This is a genomic window from Microbacterium foliorum (genome assembly GCF_003367705.1).
In the GTDB taxonomy this organism is placed as follows: Bacteria; Actinomycetota; Actinomycetes; order Actinomycetales; family Microbacteriaceae; genus Microbacterium; species Microbacterium foliorum.
Genome location: NZ_CP031425.1, coordinates 2,012,254 through 2,033,242 on the forward strand (window position 1 = coordinate 2,012,254; position 20,989 = coordinate 2,033,242).

The following is a 20,989-nucleotide window of genomic DNA, read 5'->3' on the forward strand; positions in this document are numbered from 1 at the left end:
ATGAAGAGCACCACCACCGTCCACCGCCTGCTCGACCTCGCCGTCGAAGAGCACACCCTCACCGTCCCACTCGTGTGGGACGACCCGACCGACACCCGCACGATCGAGATCTTCGCTCGCGTCGTGACCCGCGACGGAGGCGACTCGCTGCCCTTCCTGGTGTACCTCCAGGGCGGGCCAGGACACGAGGCACCCCGACCGTTCCACTCGTCGACAGCACCGCCCTGGCTCGACGAGGCTCTCGCCCACTACCGCGTGGTCATGCTGGACCAGCGCGGCACCGGCCTGTCGACGCCTGTCGGAGACGACGACCTGGCCGAGGGCTCGGCCGCCGTCGCCGAGCATCTGACCCACCTGCGCGCCGATGCCATCGTGCGCGACTGCGAGGCGATGCGCGAGCACCTCGGTGCGATCACCTGGAGCGTGCTGGGGCAGTCGTTCGGCGGCTTCACCTCGCTCGCATATCTGTCGACCCACGCCGCCTCGCTGGCCGATGTCTTCATCACGGGCGGCCTGAGCGCGATCGGGCGGCACCCCGACGACGTCTACGCGCTCTGCTACAGCAAGATGCGCGACGCCTCCGAGCGCTACTACCGCCGGTTCCCCGAGCACCGCGACCGCATGCGCAGACTCGTGGATCACGCGGATGCCGGCGACATCGTCCTGCCGGACGGCGAAGTGGTGTCCCGATCGCGCCTGCGTTCGGTGGGATCCGCCCTCGGCATGAACGAGGGGTGGCAGACCCTGTGGTCACTGCTCGAGCGCGACCACAGATCAAATGCCTTCCGCCACGACCTCATGCACGCGATGCCGTACAACGGCCGCAACCCTCTTTACTTCGCCTTCCACGAGTCCAGCTATGCCGACGGTCACGCGACGCGATGGTCGGCCGAGCGGGTCGAGCCCGATGACTTCCGCGAGGATGTCACGCTCTTCACAGGCGAGCACATCCGGCGCGAGTGGACCGAGACGGTCCCCGCCTTCCGGCCCTGGCGCGAGGTGACGCTCGAGCTCGCCGAGTTCGAATGGCCGCGCCTCTACGACCGCGTGGCGATCGAGGCCTCCGGGGCGACCGGTGCCGCAGCGGTCTACACCAACGATGTCTACGTCCCGTTGGAGTTCTCGCTCGAGACCGCCGGTCTGCTCCCGGGAATCGATCTGTGGGTGACCAGCGAGCACGAGCACAACGGTCTCCGCTCCGGCCCCGTGCTCAGCCGTCTGATCGATCTCGCCCACGGCCGGCGCATCCGCTGAGGATCATCCTGTGGGCGGATGCCGATGGCAGGAGAGTCTTCTAGCCTGGACGCATGGCTGAGACGGTGGGCATGCTTCTGACCGTGGCGATCGTGCTCGTGGTCGTGATCGCAGTGGTCGTCGTGATCGTGGCCGTGTATTCGCGGGTGCCCCTCGAGCGCAAGTACGAGGGATCCGGCGGCGGACTGGGTGGATCCTTCGACGCGATCTGGATGCCGTCGGCCCATGGCGCCGGCATCGAGCGTGACCGTCAGACGAAGCGCATGGCCCCGGCCCCGGTGGCGGGCGACCCGCCCCACAACATCCGCGGCGACCGCATCACGATCGACCTCTGAGTCCACGCGGTTGCAGCCGCCGGATACGACGAAGGCCCCGGTTCCGAGAACCGGGGCCTTCGTGGTGGCGATGTCGTTACTTGGACGATCCGCCGAAGCCCTTGAAGCGCTGGTTGAACTTCTCGACGCGGCCGGCCGAGTCCATGATGCGCTGCTTTCCCGTGTAGAACGGGTGCGAGGCCGACGAGATCTCGACGTCGATGACGGGGTACTCGACGCCGTCGAGCTCGATCGTCTTGTCGCTGGACACCGTCGAGCGGGTGCGGAACGTCTCGCCCGAACCGAGGTCGCGGAACACGACGTCCTTGTACACGGGGTGAATGTCAGTCTTCATGGGATTCCTTAGTTGCTGCCCTGGATTGTGCCAGGGACGAGGGAAGTCTGTGGTGCAGAACGCACCAAGGATCGATCCTACCAGATGCTCGTCAGGATGCTGCGCGAGCGGCGTAGCGTCCGTCTTCGCTGCTGAGCACGATCGGCATGCCGAACGCCTCGCTCAGCGCGTCGGCGGTGAGCGTCTCGGCGATCGGGCCCGCGGCCACGATGCGCCCCTCGCGCATGAGCAGCACATGGGTGAACCCGACGGGGATCTCCTCGACGTGGTGGGTGACCATCAGCATGGCCGGAGTCGTCGGCGACGACGCGTACCCGCTCAGCAGGGCCAGCAGCTCCTCCCTCGAACCGAGGTCGAGCGACGCGGTCGGCTCGTCGAGCAGCAGCAGCTCGGGATCCGTCATCACCGCGCGGGCGATCTGGACGCGCTTCTGCTCTCCGTCGCTCAGCGTTCCGAACGTGCGCTCGGCGAGGTGATCGAGGCGCCAGTCCGCGAGCACACGCAGCGCGCGGCGCTCGTCGATGTCCTCGTAGCCCTCGTTCCACCGCCCGAGCACCGAGAAGGCCGCCGTGAGCACGGTGTTCAGAACCGTCTCGTCTCGCGGAACGCGCTTCGCCATCGCCGAGGAGGCGAAGCCGATGCGCGGGCGCAGCTCGAACACGTCGGTCCGACCCAGGGTCTCCCCCAGCACGGTGACGGTTCCGGAGGTCGGATGCATCAGCGTGTCGGCCAGCTGCAGCAGGGTGGTCTTGCCGGCACCGTTGGGCCCGAGGATCACCCACCGCTGATCATCGTCGACCTGCCAGGTCACGTGATCGATGATGTCGCGCCCCTCGCGGCGCACGACGACGTCGGTGAATTCCAGGGCGCTCGACATGCCTCCAGCCTATCGGCTCAGGCGGTGAGCTCCGCGTAGAGCGCGCGCGTGGTGTCGGCGATCGCTCCCCAGCTGAACTCGTCACGAGCCCGCTCACGACCCGCCTGGCCGTAGGCGCGTGCACGTTCGGGATCCGAGGTCACCTCTGTCAGCACCCGCGCGAGATCTGCGACGTAGCGCTCGGGGTCGACCGGCGTGCCGGTGCCGTCCTGCACCTGCTCGATCGGCACCAGACGCCCGGTCACGCCGTCGGCGACGACCTCGGGGATCCCACCGGTCGCGGTTCCGACGACCGCGGCGCCGCAGGCCATCGCCTCGAGGTTGACGATCCCGAGCGGCTCGTAGACGGAGGGGCAGACGAAAGTGGTCGCGGCGGTGAGGATGGCCGAGAGCTCGTCCCGCGGCAGCATCCGCTCGATCCAGACCACTCCCTCGCGGGTCTGCTGCAGGAGCTTCACGCCCGCCTGCACCTCGGCCATGATCTCGGCGGTGTCGGGCGCGCCCGCGCACAGGACGAGCTGCACCTCCGGGGGGAGCAGTCGTGCCGCCTGCAGCAGGTACGGCAGGCCCTTCTGACGTGTGATCCTGCCGACGAAGACGACGGACGGACGCGACGGGTCGATTCCCACGGACTCCAGGAACGCGGGGTTCTGCACCGGACGCCACCGCTCCACGTCGATGCCGTTGTGGATCACCCGGACCTTCGCCGGGTCCACCGACGGGTAGCTGCGCAGGATGTCCGCGCGCATGCCCGCGCTCACCGCGATGACCGCAGCGGCGTTCTCGTACGCCAGCTTCTCGATCCCGCTGGAGACCGCGTAGCCGCCTCCGAGCTGCTCGGCCTTCCAGGGCCGCAGCGGCTCGAGGCTGTGGGCGGTGAGCACGTGCGGGATCCCGTGCAGCTGCGACGCGAGGTGACCGGCGAAGTTCGCGTACCAGGTGTGACTGTGCACGAGGTCGGCGTCGGAGATCGCGGCGACGATCTCGAGATCCGTGCCCAGCGTCTGCAGGGCGGCGTTCGCGGAGGCGAGCTCGGAGGGTGTCCGATAGGCGGACGTGCCCGCCTCATCTCGGGGCGAACCGAAGGCCCGCACCTGCACGTCGATGCTCTGTCGCAGCGCCGTGACGAGCTCCGCGACGTGCACTCCGGCACCTCCGTAGATCTCCGGCGGGTATTCCTTCGTGATCATCTCGACGCGCATGGTTAGACGGTAGTGACTCACTTGTCCAGATGCTAGTTCGGCGGGTCGATTCGCCTCTATGGTAGGTGCATGTCCGCTCCAAAGAAGATCTTCGGCATCATCCTCGCCGGCGGCGAGGGTAAGCGTCTCATGCCCCTCACGGGTGACCGTGCCAAACCTGCCGTGCCTTTCGGCGGACAGTACCGCTTGATAGATTTCGCGATCTCGAACCTCATCAACTCCGGTCTTCGGCAGATCGTCGTGCTCACCCAGTACAAGTCGCACAGCCTCGACCGCCACATCTCCCAGACCTGGCGGATGTCCGCGCTCCTCGATTCATACGTCGCGTCCGTGCCCGCGCAGCAGCGCCTGGGCAAGCGCTGGTTCTCGGGCTCGGCCGACGCGATCCTGCAGAGCATGAACCTGATCAACGACGAGAAGCCCGACATCGTCGTGGTGATCGGCGCCGACCACGTGTACCGCATGGACTTCCGCCAGATGCTCGACGCGCACATCGAGTCCGGCGCGAAGGCCACTGTCGCCGGCATCCGCCAGCCCATCTCGATGGCATCGCAGTTCGGCGTGATCGACGCGGACACGCAGTCGGGTCGCATCAAGCAGTTCCTCGAGAAGCCCACCGATGCCACGGGGCTCGACGACTCGCCGCACGAGGTGCTCGCCTCGATGGGCAACTACATCTTCGACGCCGACGCACTGATCGCGGCGGTCGAGGCCGACGGGGAGTCGCCCACCTCGGGCCACGACATGGGTGGCGACATCGTGCCGTACTTCGTCGACCGCGGCGAGGCCGGGTACTACGACATGAAGCAGAACGACGTGCCGGGGTCGTCGCCGCGAGACCGCTCCTACTGGCGCGACGTCGGTACGATCGACTCGTTCTTCGACGCCCACATGGACCTGATCTCGACGCTGCCCATCTTCAACCTCTACAACATGGAGTGGCCGATCCACTCGCAGGCGGTCAACTCGCCGCCCGCGAAGTTCGTGCGCGACTCGGTGGGTCGCATCGGCAACGCGATCGACTCGATCGTCTCACTCGGATCCGTGCTGTCCGGCACTCATCTCGAACGCAGCGTGGTCGGACCATGGACCCTTGCGGGCGGCGGCTCCACCATCACCGACTCGGTGGTCTTCGACGGCGTGCGCGTCGGCGCGGGCTCTCGCGTGCACCGCGCGATCCTCGACAAGAACGTGGTTCTCGCCGACGGCGCGACGGTCGGTGTCGATCGCGAGCGAGACCTCGCTCGGGGCTTCACGGTCACCGAATCGGGGATCACGGTCGTGGGCAAGGGACTGTTCATCGAACGCTGAGCCCGAAGGCTCCTCCGACGCCGCCCGGCGGACGATCACGGCATTCCGTGGCCGTCCGCCGGGCGGCGTCGCTGTCGCTAGGCTCGAAGCCGTGACCTCTGCGCGCTTCCTCGTCGTCCTCGATGCCGATTCCACCCTGATCCGCAACGAGGTGATCGAACTGATCGCCGACGAAGCGGGGCGCCGTGCCGAGGTGCAGGCCGCGACCGAGGCCGCCATGCGCGGTGAGATCGACTTCGCGACGAGTCTGCGCTCTCGGGTCGCCGCCCTCGAGGGAGTGCCGGTCTCGGGCTTCGCGCGGGTGCTCGCCCGTATCGAGCCGACGCCGGGTGTGCGCGAGCTGACCTCCGCCGTGCACGCACGGGGCGGCGTCGTCGGCGTGGTCTCCGGAGGTTTCCACGAGATCCTCGACGACGTGGCTCCGGGGCTGGGCGTCGATCGATGGCGCGCGAATCGACTCGACGTCGTCGACGGCGCTCTGTCCGGTCGCGTCGACGGTGCCATCGTCGACGCCGAGGCCAAGGCGGCATCGCTGCGCGAATGGGCGGACGAGCTGGGGATCCCCCACCGTGCGACCATCGCGATCGGTGACGGTGCGAACGATCTGCGGATGATGGCCGCGGCGGGCCTGGGTCTGGCCTTCAACGCCAAGCCCGCTGTGCGCGAGGCCGCCAGCGTCGTCATCGGTCCGCAGGACCTGTCCGAGGTCATCGCGCTGCTTCCCTAGCGGATGTCGGCGGCTCGGTCTATCGTCGCCGCATGGACATCATCCTCATCCCCGGACTCTGGCTCGACGCGTCGAGCTGGAGCGACGTCTCCTCCGATCTCGAACGGGCCGGGCACAGGGTGCATCCGCTCACGATGCCCGGGGTCGGTGAACCCGCCGAGCGGTCGTCGGGAATCGGCATCTCGGACTGGGTCGAGGCCGCTGTCGCGGCGGTCGACGCGGTCGTCGACACGGCGGGCGGTCCTGTCGTGGTCGTCGGTCACAGCGGCGGGGGCAACGTGGCATGGGGCGTCGCCGATGCTCGCCCCGACGCCGTGTCGCGTGTCGTCTTCGTCGACACGGTGCCGCCGCCGTCCGGCATGGGCATCAGTGAGTTCGACGTCGTCGACGGCGTCATACCGTTCCCGGGCTGGAGCCACTTCCCCGCCGAAGACGTCGACGATCTCGACGAGGCGACGCGTGCCCGCACCGAGCCCCTCACCGCCAGCGTCCCCGCACGAGTGCCTACCGATCCGATCGACCTCCCCTCAGGCGGTCGACACCGTGTTCCGGTGACCATGCTGATGGGAGGCTTCGACCAGCAGACTCTCGAGTCCGAGCTCGCCGAGTGGGGGCCCTACGCCGACGAGTTCCGTGCGATCGACGACGTCGAGGTCGTGCGGATCGGATCCGGCCACTGGCCGCAGTTCTCGGTTCCGGGTCGCCTCGCCACCCTCATCGATGCGGCGGCCGCCCGGCGCTGAATGTCAGCGTCTCGTGCGAAGGATCAGTGCCCCATCCCGAGACCGCCGTCGACCGGGATGACCGCCCCCGAGATGTAGCCGGCGTCATCGCCCGCCAGCCAGGTCACGACGCCGGCCACCTCGTCGGCCGTCGCGAAGCGCCCGGCGGGGATGCTCGCCTTGTACTGCTTCTGCGTCTCCTCCGGCAGCTCAGCCGTCATGTCCGTCTCGATGAACCCCGGCGCGACGACGTTCGCGGTGATGCCGCGCCCGCCGAGCTCCCGCGTGAGCGAGCGGGCGAACCCGACGAGCGCACTCTTGGATGCCGAATAGTTCACCTGTCCGGCGGAGCCGTAGAGGCCCACGACGCTGGAGATCAGGATGACGCGTCCGAAGCGGGCGCGCAGCATGCCCTTGGACGCGCGCTTGACCACCCGGAAGGTGCCGCCGAGGTTGGTGGCCACGACGCTGTCGAAGTCGTCCTCGCTCATGCGCAGCAGCAGCGTGTCCTTGGTGATGCCGGCGTTGGCGACGACGATCTCGATCGGTCCGAGCTGCTTCTCGACCTCGCTGAACGCCGCGTCGATGGCGGCGGAGTCGGTGACGTCGGCGCGCACGGTGAGAGTGCCCTCGGGCCCCTCGCCGCTGCGAGCCGTGACCGCGACACGGAAACCCTCGCTGACGAACCGTTCGGCGATCGCTCGGCCGATGCCGCGGTTGCCGCCGGTGACGAGGACGACGCGAGAACTCATTTTCACTCCTGATCTGGCCACTGGGGTCGGGCCTGGTCGAGAACGATTCTATCGAGGATGCTCTCCCCCGCCCGGAGGCACGTTTGACAGCGGACCTCCGTGCTGGAACGCTGAGCCTGACGAAAGGCACCACGTGAGCGACAACAGCATCCCCACCGCCTCGGGAGATCCGCAGCAGACCCCGCCTCCCGCGCAGCCGTTCGCTCCGGCACCGTTCGCTCCAGCACCGCCCGCTCCCCCGTACCCGGCGGACACGACGGGCCGGCCGACGCAGGCATACCCCGGGGCCGCGCCGTCGATTCCCAGCCCGCCGCAGCCGTACGGGATGCCCTCCTCGCAGCCCTATGCCGTCGCGCCCGCCTACCCCGCGCCCCCGCAGCCGCCGTACGGCTCGGCCGCTCCCGGGTACCAGACCTACGCTCCCGCGTACCCGGCGGCTCGTCCGGCCAGCGGTCTCGCGATCACGTCACTGATCTGCGGTATCGCCGGCGTCGTGCTCTTCTGGGCGGTGGTGCCGCTGCTCGCCTCCATAGTCGCCGTGGTCACGGGCCACATGGCACTCAAGCAGACCAGGCAGAACCCCGCGATCGGCGGACGGGGCATGGCTTTCGCCGGCCTCATCATGGGGTACATCATGGTCGGCTTCCTCGTCATCGGCATCGTGATGACGATCATCAGCATCGTCTTCTTCGGCGCCTTCACGCTGCCCTTCATCTTCTCGTCCTGAGCCGCTGCCGGGGGCGCCAGTGCGCCCGCACCGGCGTAGGCTGGACTCATCGTGAAGAGCAAATCGCAGGTCCCGGCTGTCACCTCACTGCCGCAGTCGCCGCAGGCCGAGGCGGACCATCGCGTGCGCCGTTATGCGCTCACGATGACGATCCGCATCATCTGCTTCGCGCTGATGATGTTCGTGCAGCCGTACGGCTGGTACACGTGGGTCTTCGCCGCCGGCGCAGCGGTTCTTCCGTACATCGCCGTCGTCTTCGCGAATGCGGGAAGCGACAGCACCGAGACCGCCGCGGAGTCCCCGGTGCAGCAGATCGAGGCGGCAGCGCCCGTCAGACCTGCTCCCATCGTCGAGGCGTCGGATCCCGGCGTCTTCCTGATCCGCGAGACGCGTCGGGACGACGAGTGAGCGAACTGCAGTGCTCGCGCGCCGGGTGCCGGAGCGCGGCCTCGAAGCAGGTGGTGTGGCGCAACCCTCGCATCCACTCCGCCGATCGGGAGAAGATCTGGCTCGCGTGCGATGAGCACGTCGAGTTCCTGCACGACTACCTGTCAGATCGGGACTTCCCCGTGACCGTGAGAGATGGTGTCCCCTCATGAGCACCCGGCTCGGCCGCTGGACCGTCTACGTGCTGATCGCGATCGGGTTCGCGATCGCCTGCGCGTTCCTGTCGAACTGGCAGTTCGAACGCAACGTGACTCGGGCGGAGCAGATCGCCCTCGTCGAGAAGAACTACGACGCGGACCCCGTGCCGCTCGTCGACCTCATCGGAACCGACGGAGCGCTCGACCCCGGAGACGTATGGCACCCGGTGGTACTGAACGGCGAGTACCTGCCCGACGAGCAGCTGCTGGTGCGCAACCGTCCGCACGGCGGTACGAGCGCCTTCGAGGTGCTGGTCCCGTTCCGTGATGCCGACGGACGGGTGTTCATCGTCGACCGAGGATGGGTGCCACCGGGCGAGGGCGACGCCCCCGATGCGGTGCCCCTCCCGCCCACCGGTGAGGTCGAGGTGATCGTGCGCCTGCGTCCGGGCGAGCAGCTCCCGGCATCCGGTCGCGGCGCTCCCGAGGGTCAGGTCCCCACGATCAACCTCCCTGCGATCGCCGAGATGGTGGGTCCGGACGTGGTCACCAGCGCCTACGGTCAGATCGTGAGTGAGGACCCGAGCGGAGAGGGGACGCTCGGCGGATTCGACTCCCCCACCGACGACCCGGGCCCGCATCTCTCGTACGCGATCCAGTGGATCCTGTTCGCCTTGATGGGCTTCGTCTTCATCGGATACATCATCCGCACCGAGATCGTGAAGCACCGCGAGGAGGTCGAGGGCATCCCTGCCCCGGTCAAGACACCGCGGCGCCGTGACCGAGATGCCGACATCGAGGACGAGCTGCTCGACGCGAACGCCTGACCCCTGCGAATGGAACGGTCGGCTCAGTCGATCGTGACGCTGCGGGACCAGCCGGTACCGTCGGGGACGTACACCACGCGCGTGTGCCGGCGATCCCTGGATCCCTGCCAGAACTCGATGCGCTCGGGGACGATCCGCCAGAGAACCCAGTCACCGTCGGCGACACCCGCACGTGCGGCCGCAGATCGGGCGGCGAGATCGGCGGCGCTCTCCTCCGCGCTCGCCTCTTCGACGCGACCTCGGACCCGCACCGCACGGACCTGAGGCTGCCACCAGAAGTTCAGCGCCGCCGCGGCGACATCGCCCAGTTGTGAGCCCTTGCGCGACGACCGGGTGCTCGCGATCGCCCACCCGCGCTCGTCGACACGTTTGAGGATCAGGGTGCGCGCATCGGGGACTCCCGCCCCGTCCACCGTGGCGAGGGTCACGGTATGCGGCTCGGGCACGCCTGCCGCATCCGCTGCGCGCAACCACTCGCCGAACAGCACCGTCGGATCATCCGGCAGTGCGTCCGTATCCCACTCCGGGGCCGCGCCGGTGAGAGCGTGCCGACCGCGCAGCCAATCGTTCAGAGGGAGGATGTCGGGTTCGGAATCATCGTGCGTCACGGTTCGACCCTATGACACCCGAACCGGGGTCAGGCGAGCTCGATGAGGTCCTGGTACTCCTGGCTCCAGAGGTCTTCCACGCCGTCCGGGAGGATCAGCACGCGCTCGGGGTTGAGCGACTGCACGGCGCCCGGGTCGTGCGAGACGAGTACGACCGCTCCCTCGTAGTGCGCGAGCGCACCGAGGATCTCCTCGCGCGATGCGGGGTCGAGGTTGTTCGTGGGCTCGTCGAGCAGCAGCAGGTTCGCGGACGACACCACGAGGGTCGCGAGCGAGAGACGTGTCTTCTCGCCGCCGGAGAGCACCCCGGCGGGCTTGAGCACGTCGTCGCCGGTGAACAGGAACGAGCCGAGCACGCGGCGGGCTTCCATCTCGGTGATATGCGGAGCAGCCGACACCATGTTCTCGAGCACGGAGCGATTCACGTCGAGATTCTCGTGCTCCTGTGCGTAGTACCCGACCTTGAGGCCGTGTCCGGGCTCGAGCTGCCCGGTGTCGGGCTCGTCGACCCCCGCGAGCATGCGCAGCAGGGTGGTCTTGCCCGCACCGTTGAGTCCGAGCACCACGACCTTGGATCCGCGGTCGATCGCGAGGTCGACGTCGGTGAAGATCTCCAGCGATCCGTAGGACTTCGAGAGTCCGGTCGCCATCATCGGAGTCTTGCCGCAGGGCGCGGGCTTCGGGAAGCGCAGCTTCGCCACACGCTCTTCCTGGCGCACGTCATCGAGCCCGGCGAGCAGCTTGTCGGCGCGCGCGATCATCTGATGCGCAGCAGCGGCCTTCGATGCCTTGGCGCCGAAGCGGGCCGCCTGCAGCTGCAGCGTCGTGGCCTTCTTCTCGGCGTTCGCGCGCTCCTTCTTGCGCCGTTCCTCGTCGGCCACCCGCTGGCGAAGGTAGTTCTTCCAGTTCATGTTGTAGGTGTCGATGATCTGACGGTTCGCATCGAGGTAGAACACCCGGTTGACGGTCTCTCCGACCAACTCGACGTCGTGGCTGATCACGATCAGCCCACCCTTGTAGTTCTTCAGGAACTCACGCAGCCATACGACGCTGTCGGCGTCGAGGTGGTTGGTGGGCTCGTCGAGGATCATCGTCTCGGCGTCGGAGAAGAGGATGCGTGCCAGCTCGATGCGGCGGCGCTGTCCACCGGAGAGGGTCGACAGCGGCTGGTCGAGGATGCGGTCGGGCAGTGACAGGTTGTTGGCGATCGAGGCCGCCTCGGCCTCGGCCGCATACCCGCCCTGCCCCTCGAACTCCTCCGTGAGGCGCGCGTAGCGCTTCATCGCCTTGTCGGCCACCGCAGGATCGTCCGACCCCATGGCGAGCGCCGCCTCCGTCATGCCGAGGTTGAGCTGGCCGAGTCCGCGGGCGTCGAGGATGCGGGTGCGGGCGAGGTCTTCGGGGTTGCCCGATCGCGGGTCCTGCGGCAGGTAGCCGAGTTGGCCCGAGCGAGTGACGCTCCCGCCGGAGGGGAGGATGTCACCGGCGAGCACCTTGGTGAGGGTCGTCTTGCCCGCGCCGTTGCGGCCGACGAGACCGATCTTGTCTCCGTCGCTCACACGGAACGACACGTTCTCCATCAGGAGGCGTGCGCCCACGCGGATCTCGAGTTCGTGCACGGCAAGCACAGCGGGATGTCCGTTCAGTCAGGGGGAATCGGCCGAGCGGCCAAACTCCCAGTATAGATCGCTCCGCTGTGTGTTCCGTCGATGCGTCTCCGCACATCTACCTCCCTGGGGGGATGCGGTCGATACCCCAGGGTGATGCCCCGCCGCCCCTCTGGTTCCTAACCTTCTGAGGTGGACGTCATCAACGAGCTCATCCTGCAGACCGTCGCCTCTCCCTGGCTCTACGCCGTGCTGTTCGCGGTGACCGTCATCGACGGGTTCTTCCCCCCGGTGCCGAGCGAGACCGTGCTCGTCGCCGCAGCCGCCGTGCTCGCCTCCGCGGGCGACATCTGGGCTCTGCTGCCGCTCGGTCTGGTCGCTGCCATCGGCGCCGCCGTCGGAGACAACATCGCCTTCGGCCTCGGCCGCAGGGTCGGCACGACGAGATGGTCGTGGATGCGGCGACCCCGCGTCGTCGCGACCTTCACCCATGCCGAGCGGGCGCTGTCGCAGCGCTCCGCAGCGCTGATCCTCGGAGCCCGCTACATCCCGGTCGGGCGCGTCGCCGTGAACATGTCGGCGGGGGCTCTGCGCTTCCCCTGGCGACGGTTCGTGCCGCTGAGCCTGGTCGCAGGAACGAGTTGGAGCGCGCTCAGCCTGACGATCGGGCTCCTCGCGGGTTCGTGGGTGCAGGAGCAGCCGCTGGTCAGCGCCGCCGTGGGAGTCGTGATCGCGCTCGCCCTCGGAATCGTCATCGATCGGGTGGCCGCCTCCCGACGACGACGCGCCCCGGTCGCGCAGCTGGCAGGATGACAGTCATGGCACGTCGACGGCCGCGCACCGTGCGCGCTCCCCGCATCGCCAGGCGCACCCTCGCGCTGGCCGTCGTCGCCGCAGCCGGCATCATTCTCTTCGCGGTGCTCGTGCCGATCCAGACGGCGTTGTACGGCACTCCCCTCCCGCTCTCGTTCATCCTCGCCGCCGCAGTGTGCGCGGCGCCGTTGCTCTCGGTCACGCACCCGCGCTGGGCGGTCGCGACGTTCTGCGCAGCCGCGTTCGCCCTGCCGCTCCTGGCGGTTCCGGCGAGGGCGACCGAGTCCCCCTGGCCCTGGTCGGTTCCCGCTCTCCTGGCGTTCGTGCTCCTCGTCGGTGTCGTCACCTACGTCCACGGCGCGAGGGCCGGCGCCTTCCCGCTGGCGATCGGCGCAGTGCTCTCGCTCACCGCTCCCCTGCTGCGTCCGGAGATCGTCGCGACGCCCGAGACCGCGGGCACGGCGACCGCGGACCTCATCGTCACGGTGTCGGTCGCCGCAGCCGTCTTCCTCGTGGCGATCCTCGTCGCAGGACGGATGAGGGTGTCGGCCGAGCTCATCCGGGAGCGCGAGCACTCCGCACTCGAGGAGTCCCGTCGCTCCCTCGTCGAGGAGCGCACCCGCATCGCCCGCGAGCTGCACGACGTCATCGCGCACAGCATGTCGGTGATCCAGGTGCAGGCCTCGACCGCGCGCTACCGGCTGCCCGAGATCGGCGAGACCGCCTCGGCCGAGTTCGACAGCATCGCGGCCACCGCCCGCGCTTCGTTGACCGAGATGAGACGCATGCTCGGCGTGCTCCGCACCGAGGATCAGACCGCCGAACTCGCGCCGCAGCAGGGCATCGACGACATTCCGGCTCTCGTCGACACCCTGCGCCGCGCGGGCGTGACGATCGGGCTGGAGATCACCGGAGCGGTGACCGAGGCACCGGCATCCGTCCAGATCGCCGTCTTCCGCATCGCGCAGGAAGCTCTGAGCAACGCCGTGCGGCATGCTGCGGGTGCACCGGCGACCGTGCGGGTGCAGTGCGACGCCGACACCGTCCGCATCCGCGTCCGCGACGGAGGCTCGGCCGTCCCCGCGAACCCGACCGGCGGTGGCTACGGGCTGCGCGGGATGCGCGAGCGCGTCGAGCTGCTCGGCGGCGACTTCTCGGCGGGGCCACGTTCTGACGGGGGCTGGGAGGTCGTAGCCACGCTTCCGATCCTGCTCACGCCCTCCGCTGCTTCCGCTCCTCTCGAACGAACTCAGGAGATCCCGTGACCATCAGCGTCCTCATCGCCGACGATCAGGCCATGGTCCGGGCCGGCTTCGCCGCACTTCTCGATGCCCACGACGGCATCCGTGTCGCAGGACAGGCCGCCGACGGCGCCGAGGCCGTCACCCTCGCCGCGAGGCTCGACCCCGACGTGATCCTGATGGACGTCCGGATGCCGCAGGTGGACGGCATCGAGGCCACCCGCCGCATCCTGGGCCCGGGGTATCCTGCGGCGCATGTGCCCCGGATCCTGATGCTGACGACCTTCGACATCGACGACTACGTGTATGACGCGCTCGAGGCGGGGGCCAGCGGCTTCCTTCTGAAAGACGCTCTGCCCGAGGAGCTCGTGCACGCTGTGCGTGTGGTCGCGGGCGGTGATGCGCTGCTGGCGCCGAGCGTCACTCGACGGATGATCGAGCAGTTCGCGGGACGACGTCCGCGCACGCCCCGCGCGGCGACCGCGCTCGCGGACTTGACCGACCGCGAGCGCGAGGTGCTCGTGCTCATCGGCCGAGGGCGCTCGAACGGAGAGATCGCGGCCGACCTCTTCATCGCCGAGCAGACGGTCAAGACGCATGTGGGCAAGGTGCTCGCGAAACTGGGCCTGCGCGACCGCGTGCACGCCGTGATCCTCGCGTACGACGCCGGGCTCGTCGAACCCGCGACCTGAGCAGCTGCGGCGACGTCACACCACGGTAGGGGTGCGAACAGCCCCGCAGGGTGATCCCCTGCGGGGCACCCGGTTCATACGCTCCTCGGACACCCATCCGAGGAGGACACCATGGCCATCGTCGACACACCGCGGGTCACCGCCACCCCGTCTCGGCTCTCTGCGGGGCGCGACACCGGGATCGACCTGCTTCGGGCGGTCTGCGTGGTCGGGGTCGTGCTCCTGCACGCGATCATGGTCGGCGTCACGGTCGTCGACGGCGCCCCGGTCTTCGTCAACGCGAGCGACGGCACCCGATGGATCGTCCCGGTGAGCTGGCTTCTGCAGGTCATGCCGCTGTTCTTCATCATCGGCGGCTTCGCCGGTCTGCTCGCGTACCGCCGTCAGCGCGACCGCGGCGCGTCTGCATCCGCCTTCATCGCAGGGCGGGTGCACCGGCTGCTGCGTCCGGCCGTGGTGACGATCGGCGCCGTGGGGATCGCGCTCGGCGTGCTGAGCGCGATCGGCGTGCCGGCGGAGCTGATCGTCATCGCGGGGTTCCGCTACGGCCAGCCGCTGTGGTTCCTCGCGGTCTTCCTGCTCTGCCAGGCCCTGCTCCCGGCTCTCGCGCGTGCCCACGAGTCGATGCCGAAGACGACGCTGGGCGCGCTCGCTCTGGCGGCGGTGCTCGTCGACACCGTGCGCGCGCAGACCGGACTCGAGGGCGTGGGCTTCGTCAACCTCGCCTTCGTCTGGCTCGCGCTGCAGCAGATCGGCTTCTTCCTCGCTGATGGGACTCTCGACCGACTGAGCGGGCGCACGAGGGCGCTGGGCGGAGCCGCCGCTCTGATCGCGCTGGTCTGCTCGTTCGTCGGCGGGGTCCACTCCCCCGATCTGATCGCCAACATCAACCCGCCGACCACGGCCCTGCTGCTCGTCGGGATCGTGCATCTGAGCGCGGTCTCCCTCCTCCGCGACCGGATCGGGGCAATCAGTCGGCGTCCGGCCGTTGCGGCCTTCTCCTCGTTCGTCAACCTCCGCACCATGACGATCTATCTGTGGCACATGCCGGTGCTGCTCGCCATGGCGGGTCTGTCCGCCGTATGGGCAGCGACCTCGGGCATCGCACTCCCCGCACCGAGCAGCACGCTGTGGTGGGCGAGCAGGCCGCTGTGGCTCGCATCGGCGCTGGTCCTCACCGCTCTGGTCGCCGTCGTCTTCGCCCGCGTGGAGACGCGCCCCTCTCCATCGCCCACGCAATCGATCATCCGAGTCTGCGCGGCGACCGCCCTCGGACTCGGCGGCGTCCTGCTGCTGCTGGTCGGCGGCACCTCCGTGCTCACCGCGACGATCGCGGGGGCAGCGCTGCTGTTCGCCGGGCGCCTCGCCCGCAGCTCAGGTCAGTCCGCGCGCAGCGAGCGCGTCACCCACATCGTCGGCGTGGCGTAGCGTGCGCACCATCAGAGGCACCACCCCTCGCGCATCGACCCGGATCCCCCTGGCCCGGTGCGCGTCCCTGACATCGGTCGCGAACGAGGCGACCACGGGGATCATGGTGAGAGCGAGCGACATGGTCATCGCCACCGCATCGGGGTTCACGCCGTATCGCCGCAGGGGCAGGAGGAGGCGGTGCAGAACAGCCACCAGCTGCTCCATGGGCGTCGTGATCGTCAGCAGAGACGCCGACAGCAGCAGGGTGACTACTCTGCCCGTGTTGATCCACGCCGTCAGGGGGGACACGAAGAACCACAGCGCCATGCCGAGCACCAGCACGAGCCACCGCAGACGCCAGATCTCCGTGCCGAGGATCCGCATCGGCAGCCGCGCGAGCAGATACAGACCCCCGACCGCGAGCAGCGCAAGGGTGATGCTCATCACGCCGTGCGGAACGGCCGACAGGGTCAGCGCGAGCGCGGCGAGCACAGTGAGCTTCGCGCCGGCCGGCATCCGGTGCACGACGCTCGTGCCGTGGCGATACGCCTGGATCATGCGCACAGATCTCGGTACGCGCCGATCACCTCGACCGGTGCACCGGATGCATGGATCCTGCCATCCTCGAAGAGCACGGCGCGGTCGCAGCGCGCTGCCAGATCCAGGTCGTGGGTCACGATGACGAGCTGAGCGGCACACGCGAGCAGCAGGTCGCCCACTCTACGGGCATTGCGCAGGTCGAGGAGCGTCGTCGGCTCGTCGGCGACGACCAGCCCCGGCTGGGTGATGAGCACCGATGCGAGTGCGAGCATCTGCTTCTGCCCGCCGGAGAGGTCGGATGCCGCCATCTGCGCGTGGTCGGAGAGACCGTGCTCGGCCAGTGCCGCCGACACGCGCGATGCCACCTCCGCGCGCGGCAGACCGCGCAGCGACAGGGCCAGGTCCTCGGCGGGGGTCGGCATGAGGATCTGCGCCTGCGGGTCGGTGAACACGAAGCCCACCCGACGCCGCAGTGCGACGGTGTCGCGCCTGCTGTCCAGGCCGTGCACCCGCACCGTCCCCGTCGAGGGGAGCACGAGTCCGTTGAGCAGTCGAGCGAACGTCGACTTGCCCGATCCGTTGGCGCCGATGACCGCCGTCGTCGCCGCAGTGAGCTCGACGCTGATGCCGCTGAGGATGGCCCGCCCTTCGCGCTCGACGCTCACGTCGTCGAGCACGATGGAGGCGAGGGCCGTCTCAGGCCGCACGGACCGACGTCGAGGCGAGCGGTGCCCGCGCCCCGAAGGCGCGCGGATAGGCGCGGCGCAGCGCGAGCGTGAGCACTGTCGCACAGGCCGCCTTGATCAGGTCGCCCGGCAGGAACACCAGGCTCGACAGTGCGGTTGGAACGAGATCGGTGCCGAGTACGAGCGCCTGCACGGGGATTCCGCACGCGTAGACCGCCAGGATTCCGCCGAGCACCGTGCCGGCCGCGACCCGCCACCAGGTGAGGCGTCCGCCGTGCACGAGCAGACCGACCACGATCACCCCGACCACCCAGCCGAGGAGGTATCCCGCGGTGGGGCCGACGAAGACGCCGACTCCCCCGCGCCCTCCGGCGAGGACCGGGAGACCGACCGCTGCGAGGACGAGCACGAGCAGCACCGACAGCGGCGCGAGACGAGGACCCAGCACCGCGCCGGCCAACATCACCCCCAGAGTCTGCGCGGTGATCGGCACGCCGCCGGGCACCGGAATCGTCACCGTGCCGAGCACGACGATCAGAGCTGCGAAGACGGCGATTCGAGCGAGATCCCGTCCGGCCTCGCCATGGTGTCGAGTCATCTGCATGATCCTTCCTGAACACTGTTCACCTGAACGGTGTTCACTATAGTGAGGTCATGAGCCCCGAGCACAACTCGACGCGTCACGATCGCGCCGGCGTCGCACGCACCGCCCTCTCCCTCCTCGACGAGGTGGGGCTGTCCGATCTGTCGATGCGGCGCATCGCTGCGAAGCTCGACGTGCAGCCGAGCGCTCTCTACTGGCATTTCTCCAGCAAACAGGAGCTCCTCGCCGAGCTCGCCGATCGGATCACGGCGACCATCCCCCACGACGACGCCGATGTGCTGACGACGGCGCGCAGCATCCGGGACGCACTGTTCCGCCACCGCGACGGTGCAGAGCTGGTGCTCAGCACCTATGCCCTGCAACTCGGATCGTCATCGGCCCAGTCCGCGCTCGAGGCATCATTGCACCGCCGAGGTGCGACGCACGCCGAGGAGCGATCGGTCGCCCTGCTGCATTTCATCCTCGGTCACGCGACGCTCGTGCAGCAGCGCATGCATGCCGACAGTCACGGCGCGCTTCCCTCCGCAGACACCGTCGACGTGACCGCCGGTCTCGACCGTGTCTTCGATCTCGGGGTGACCGCGCTGAGCGGCGAGACGGCGCCGGCCGGACTCAGCGCGTCGCGTCCTCCACGGCGTGACCGAGCCTGAGCCCGGGAAGCGACGCGACGAGCACGAGCGCGAGACAGAACGCGAACACCACGGCGAACGCTCCGACCTGACCGCCGAGGCTCGCGACGGCCAGGCCGGCCAGCGCGATCACCACCGCTGCGCCCGTGGAGTCGGAGATGGACAGCGCCGACGAGTTGAAGCCCTGATCCCCCTCGCCGGAATAGGCGATCATGAGCACCGTCAGCCGCGGGTACAGGAGCCCCATCCCTCCGCCCGCGAAGCCCCAGCCCACCACGACCAGAAGTGCCGGTGCGGCTCCGAGCGCGGCCAGGAGCACGAGGACCAGCGCCGTGAGCAGCAGCGAGAGGCTGATGAGCGTGATGCGAGTGTTGCCGAGACGCTCTCCGACGCGGCCCTGCAGCTGCGATGCCCCGGCCCAGGCGAGGGCCGCCAGCATCAGTGCGATACCGGCCCATGTCGCGGTGAAGCCGAAACGCTCCATGAGCAGGTAGGGGATGTATGCCTCCGCGGCGAAGAACGCCCCCGCCACGACACCGCGCATGAGCACGACGCTGGGCAGTCCTCGCCCGGCGCGGAGCGTTCCGCGAGGCAGCAGCGGGAGCAGCGCGACGGAGATGACCACGAGCGCGCCGATGGCCACCGGCCAGCCGACCCGCACGGTCAGCTCTGCGCTGATGCCGATGAGGACCGCGCACACCGCCACCACGAACGCCAGTCCGAGGCGGATGACGAGGGAACGGGCATCCTGAGGCTCCCCGTGTCCGAGGTCGACGCCTCGCAACCGCGCCGCGGTCGTCAGGAAGGCGACGGCCGTGAGCACGGCGACCCCGAGGAACGCCCAGCGCCAGTCGAGATACTCCGCGACGGCGCCCGCGAGGAACGGACCGATCATCGAGGGAACCACCCAGGCGGCGGCGAACGCGGCGAAGATCCTGCCGTGCAGCTGCGGCGGGTAGAGCCGCGCCACGACGACGTAGAGCGCCACCGTCTGGCCGCCCGTGCCGAGCCCCTGCACGAGACGACCGATCAGGAACTGCTCCATCGTGTTCGCGAGGCCCGACAGCACCAGTCCGGCGATGAACAGCGTCACCGCGACGTACAGCGCACCGCGCGGCCCTCGCGCATCCGACCAGGCTCCTGCGGCCACCATGCCGATGACGCTGGTCGCGAGCGTTCCCGCGAAGGCGACCGCATACAGCGCACGGCCGTCGAGGGCGTCGCTGACGATCGGCATGACCGTCGTCACAGCGAGTGCTTCGATCGCCGCGAAGAAGATCAGGGCGACCGCGCCGGCCGTGACCCAGCGACGCTGGCGATCCCAGATCGAGACGGTCGACGTGACCGCGGTCATCGATCCACGAGCGTCGCGATGCGCTCGACGGCCTCGGTGAGGATCTCGGGGCTCGTGCCGAAGTTCAGCCGCACGTGGCCACGACCCTCCTCGCCGAAGGCGGGACCGAAGTGCAGGGCGACCCTGGCCTCCTTGAGGATGCGCCGCGCTGGGTTGTCACCCCATCCGAGCGCGGTGAGATCGATCCAGGCGAGGTACCCGGCATCCGGAATGCGGTACCGCGCGGCCGGCACACGTGCGGCGAGCAGGTCTTCGAGCAGCACCCGATTCGCGTCGAGCGTGCGCAGCAGCCCGTCGAGCCAGGCATCGCTCTCCTCTGTGAAGGCCGCGACGGCGGCGAGCAGACCGAACTGGCCCGTGCGCCACTCGACCTCGACCGGCAGACCACGCACGACCGCAGTCGTGGCGTCGGATGCGGTCACCATGAGAGCGCATTTGAGCCCCGCCAGGTTGAACGCCTTGCTGGCGCTCACGACCGCATAGCCGACGGCCGCGGCCGCATCTCCGGTGTGCAGGAACGGCGTGAAGCCCGTACCTGGCTGCGCGAGAGGCGCGTGGATCTCGTCCGAGATCACCGAGACGCCGAACTCCTCGGCCAGCTCAGCCAGCGCCGTGAGCGTGTCGCGGTCGTGCACGGTGCCGGTGGGATTGTGCGGGTTGCAGAGGAGCATGGCGGTGGCACCGCCCTCGAACGCCACGCGGATGCCGTCGAGATCGAGTTCCCAGGATGAACCGGTGTCGCGCAGCGGAACCCGTTCCACCTCCGCGCCCGCCTCGGCGACGAGGTCGTAGAACGGCGGATAGACAGGGGGCGTGACGACCACGCGCTCCCCCGGCTGCGTCACCCGCCTCAGGATCTCGACGATCCCCATGCTCACGTCAGCGGTGCTGCGCATTCGCGCCGGATCCGGCTGCCAGCCGAATCGGCGCAGCGCGAACTCGCTGTACGTCGATGCGAGCGGGGTGCGCGACGCGACGTACCCGGTGTCTCCCGTGTCGACCGCCCGGCGCAGAGCCGAGGAGATGGTCGGGGCGAGCGGGAAGTCCGTCTCCGCGACGAAAAGCGGCAGCACGTCGGCGGGATACTCTCGCCACTTCTCGCTGGTGCGCGCGCGGAGCTCCGCCAAGGGCAGAGCCCTGACCTCGAGCATCC

General features: G+C 69.1%; 24 protein-coding genes. 13 read left to right on the top strand and 11 right to left on the bottom strand.

Translation table 11 applies throughout. The features are described 5' to 3' along the window. Entirely contained in the window at positions 1–1,254 is a 1,254-nt protein-coding gene (locus DXT68_RS09410) for an alpha/beta fold hydrolase (RefSeq protein WP_045254547.1), read from the top strand. A gap of 53 nt (positions 1,255–1,307) precedes the next feature. Then, the gene (locus DXT68_RS09415) at positions 1,308–1,589 is read left to right on the top strand and encodes a hypothetical protein (RefSeq protein ID WP_045254548.1); all 282 of its coding nucleotides are present in this window, start codon (positions 1,308–1,310) and stop codon (positions 1,587–1,589) included. A 76-nt stretch (positions 1,590–1,665) separates the two neighbouring features. Here DXT68_RS09415 and DXT68_RS09420 read toward each other — a convergent pair whose 3' ends face one another. The 3 genes from DXT68_RS09420 to glgA form a co-directional block, all read right to left on the bottom strand. Beyond that, complete coding sequence (locus tag DXT68_RS09420) at positions 1,666–1,923, bottom strand: type B 50S ribosomal protein L31 (RefSeq protein WP_045254549.1); 258 nt, start codon at positions 1,921–1,923, stop codon at positions 1,666–1,668. A 91-nt stretch (positions 1,924–2,014) separates the two neighbouring features. Next, positions 2,015–2,800, bottom strand: a complete 786-nt coding sequence (locus DXT68_RS09425) for an ABC transporter ATP-binding protein (protein WP_045254550.1) — start codon at positions 2,798–2,800, stop codon at positions 2,015–2,017. Between the two features lie 17 nt (positions 2,801–2,817). Continuing rightward, entirely contained in the window at positions 2,818–4,002 is a 1,185-nt protein-coding gene (glgA, locus tag DXT68_RS09430; RefSeq protein WP_045254551.1) for a glycogen synthase, read from the bottom strand. 69 nt (positions 4,003–4,071) lie between these two features. Here glgA and glgC point away from each other — a divergent pair, with 69 nt between their 5' ends. Genes glgC through DXT68_RS09445 form a run of 3 tightly spaced genes read left to right on the top strand, consistent with a single transcriptional unit; the run spans position 4,072 to position 6,783 of the window. Beyond that, a complete protein-coding gene (glgC, locus tag DXT68_RS09435; protein WP_045254552.1) occupies positions 4,072–5,313 on the top strand; it encodes a glucose-1-phosphate adenylyltransferase in 1,242 nt (413 codons plus the stop codon). Between the two features lie 34 nt (positions 5,314–5,347). Then, positions 5,348–6,040, top strand: a complete 693-nt coding sequence (serB, locus tag DXT68_RS09440; protein WP_082068968.1) for a phosphoserine phosphatase SerB — start codon at positions 5,348–5,350, stop codon at positions 6,038–6,040. 32 nt (positions 6,041–6,072) lie between these two features. Next, positions 6,073–6,783, top strand: coding sequence for an alpha/beta fold hydrolase (locus DXT68_RS09445; RefSeq protein WP_045254554.1), 711 nt, complete (start codon positions 6,073–6,075; stop codon positions 6,781–6,783). Positions 6,784–6,806: 23 nt separating this feature from the next. Here the strand turns inward: DXT68_RS09445 and DXT68_RS09450 are convergent, their stop codons facing one another. Next, a complete protein-coding gene (locus tag DXT68_RS09450) occupies positions 6,807–7,514 on the bottom strand; it encodes a beta-ketoacyl-ACP reductase (protein WP_045254555.1) in 708 nt (235 codons plus the stop codon). Between the two features lie 133 nt (positions 7,515–7,647). Here DXT68_RS09450 and DXT68_RS09455 point away from each other — a divergent pair, with 133 nt between their 5' ends. The 3 genes from DXT68_RS09455 (at position 7,648) to DXT68_RS09470 (ending at position 9,652) form a co-directional block, all read left to right on the top strand. After that, positions 7,648–8,241 (top strand): DUF4190 domain-containing protein, encoded by a 594-nt coding sequence (locus tag DXT68_RS09455; RefSeq protein ID WP_052677764.1) that lies wholly within the window; start codon positions 7,648–7,650, stop codon positions 8,239–8,241. A gap of 51 nt (positions 8,242–8,292) precedes the next feature. Next, positions 8,293–8,649, top strand: coding sequence for a DUF3099 domain-containing protein (locus DXT68_RS09460; RefSeq protein ID WP_082068959.1), 357 nt, complete (start codon positions 8,293–8,295; stop codon positions 8,647–8,649). Positions 8,650–8,836: 187 nt separating this feature from the next. Beyond that, positions 8,837–9,652, top strand: a complete 816-nt coding sequence (locus DXT68_RS09470) for an SURF1 family cytochrome oxidase biogenesis protein (RefSeq protein WP_045254557.1) — start codon at positions 8,837–8,839, stop codon at positions 9,650–9,652. Positions 9,653–9,675: 23 nt separating this feature from the next. On the opposite strand, the gene DXT68_RS09475 is transcribed toward DXT68_RS09470, so the two are convergent. After that, on the bottom strand, positions 9,676–10,260 hold the full coding sequence (locus DXT68_RS09475; protein WP_373372443.1) for a pyridoxamine 5'-phosphate oxidase family protein: 585 nt from the start codon (positions 10,258–10,260) through the stop codon (positions 9,676–9,678). Between the two features lie 29 nt (positions 10,261–10,289). Beyond that, positions 10,290–11,888, bottom strand: coding sequence for an ABC-F family ATP-binding cassette domain-containing protein (locus DXT68_RS09480; protein ID WP_045254558.1), 1,599 nt, complete (start codon positions 11,886–11,888; stop codon positions 10,290–10,292). Between the two features lie 171 nt (positions 11,889–12,059). Between DXT68_RS09480 and DXT68_RS09485 the strand changes: the two genes are divergently transcribed. The 4 genes from DXT68_RS09485 to DXT68_RS09500 all read left to right on the top strand — a co-directional run bounded on the left by DXT68_RS09485 (position 12,060) and on the right by DXT68_RS09500 (position 16,041). Continuing rightward, positions 12,060–12,680: a DedA family protein gene (locus DXT68_RS09485; protein ID WP_045254559.1), complete on the top strand. Its 621-nt coding sequence runs from the start codon at positions 12,060–12,062 to the stop codon at positions 12,678–12,680. Positions 12,681–12,685: 5 nt separating this feature from the next. Beyond that, positions 12,686–13,945: a sensor histidine kinase gene (locus DXT68_RS09490; RefSeq protein ID WP_045254560.1), complete on the top strand. Its 1,260-nt coding sequence runs from the start codon at positions 12,686–12,688 to the stop codon at positions 13,943–13,945. Beyond that, positions 13,942–14,613: a response regulator gene (locus tag DXT68_RS09495; RefSeq protein ID WP_045254561.1), complete on the top strand. Its 672-nt coding sequence runs from the start codon at positions 13,942–13,944 to the stop codon at positions 14,611–14,613. The genes DXT68_RS09490 and DXT68_RS09495 overlap by 4 nt, the downstream gene beginning before the upstream one ends. Positions 14,614–14,724: 111 nt before the next feature. Beyond that, positions 14,725–16,041 carry an acyltransferase family protein gene (locus DXT68_RS09500; protein WP_082068960.1) on the top strand — a complete coding sequence of 439 codons (1,317 nt, stop codon included), beginning with the start codon at positions 14,725–14,727 and terminating at the stop codon, positions 16,039–16,041. Here the strand turns inward: DXT68_RS09500 and DXT68_RS09505 are convergent. Genes DXT68_RS09505 through DXT68_RS09515 form a run of 3 tightly spaced genes read right to left on the bottom strand, consistent with a single transcriptional unit; the run spans position 15,988 to position 17,847 of the window. Next, complete coding sequence (locus tag DXT68_RS09505) at positions 15,988–16,581, bottom strand: CbiQ family ECF transporter T component (RefSeq protein ID WP_045254667.1); 594 nt, start codon at positions 16,579–16,581, stop codon at positions 15,988–15,990. The genes DXT68_RS09500 and DXT68_RS09505 overlap by 54 nt on opposite strands. Continuing rightward, on the bottom strand, positions 16,578–17,270 hold the full coding sequence (locus tag DXT68_RS09510; RefSeq protein ID WP_115760485.1) for an energy-coupling factor ABC transporter ATP-binding protein: 693 nt from the start codon (positions 17,268–17,270) through the stop codon (positions 16,578–16,580). The genes DXT68_RS09505 and DXT68_RS09510 overlap by 4 nt, the downstream gene beginning before the upstream one ends. Next, positions 17,260–17,847 carry a biotin transporter BioY gene (locus tag DXT68_RS09515; RefSeq protein WP_052677774.1) on the bottom strand — a complete coding sequence of 196 codons (588 nt, stop codon included), beginning with the start codon at positions 17,845–17,847 and terminating at the stop codon, positions 17,260–17,262. The genes DXT68_RS09510 and DXT68_RS09515 overlap by 11 nt, the downstream gene beginning before the upstream one ends. Positions 17,848–17,903: 56 nt before the next feature. On the opposite strand from DXT68_RS09515, the gene DXT68_RS09520 reads away from it, so the two are divergent. Beyond that, positions 17,904–18,503: a TetR family transcriptional regulator gene (locus DXT68_RS09520; RefSeq protein ID WP_045254563.1), complete on the top strand. Its 600-nt coding sequence runs from the start codon at positions 17,904–17,906 to the stop codon at positions 18,501–18,503. On the opposite strand, the gene DXT68_RS09525 is transcribed toward DXT68_RS09520, so the two are convergent. Together DXT68_RS09525 and DXT68_RS09530 are read right to left on the bottom strand one after the other, a co-directional pair. After that, on the bottom strand, positions 18,466–19,836 hold the full coding sequence (locus tag DXT68_RS09525) for an MFS transporter (RefSeq protein ID WP_045254564.1): 1,371 nt from the start codon (positions 19,834–19,836) through the stop codon (positions 18,466–18,468). The two genes, DXT68_RS09520 and DXT68_RS09525, sit on opposite strands and share 38 nt — an antisense overlap. Then, complete coding sequence (locus tag DXT68_RS09530) at positions 19,833–20,987, bottom strand: MalY/PatB family protein (RefSeq protein WP_045254565.1); 1,155 nt, start codon at positions 20,985–20,987, stop codon at positions 19,833–19,835. The genes DXT68_RS09525 and DXT68_RS09530 overlap by 4 nt, the downstream gene beginning before the upstream one ends. Positions 20,988–20,989: the final 2 nt, after the last annotated feature.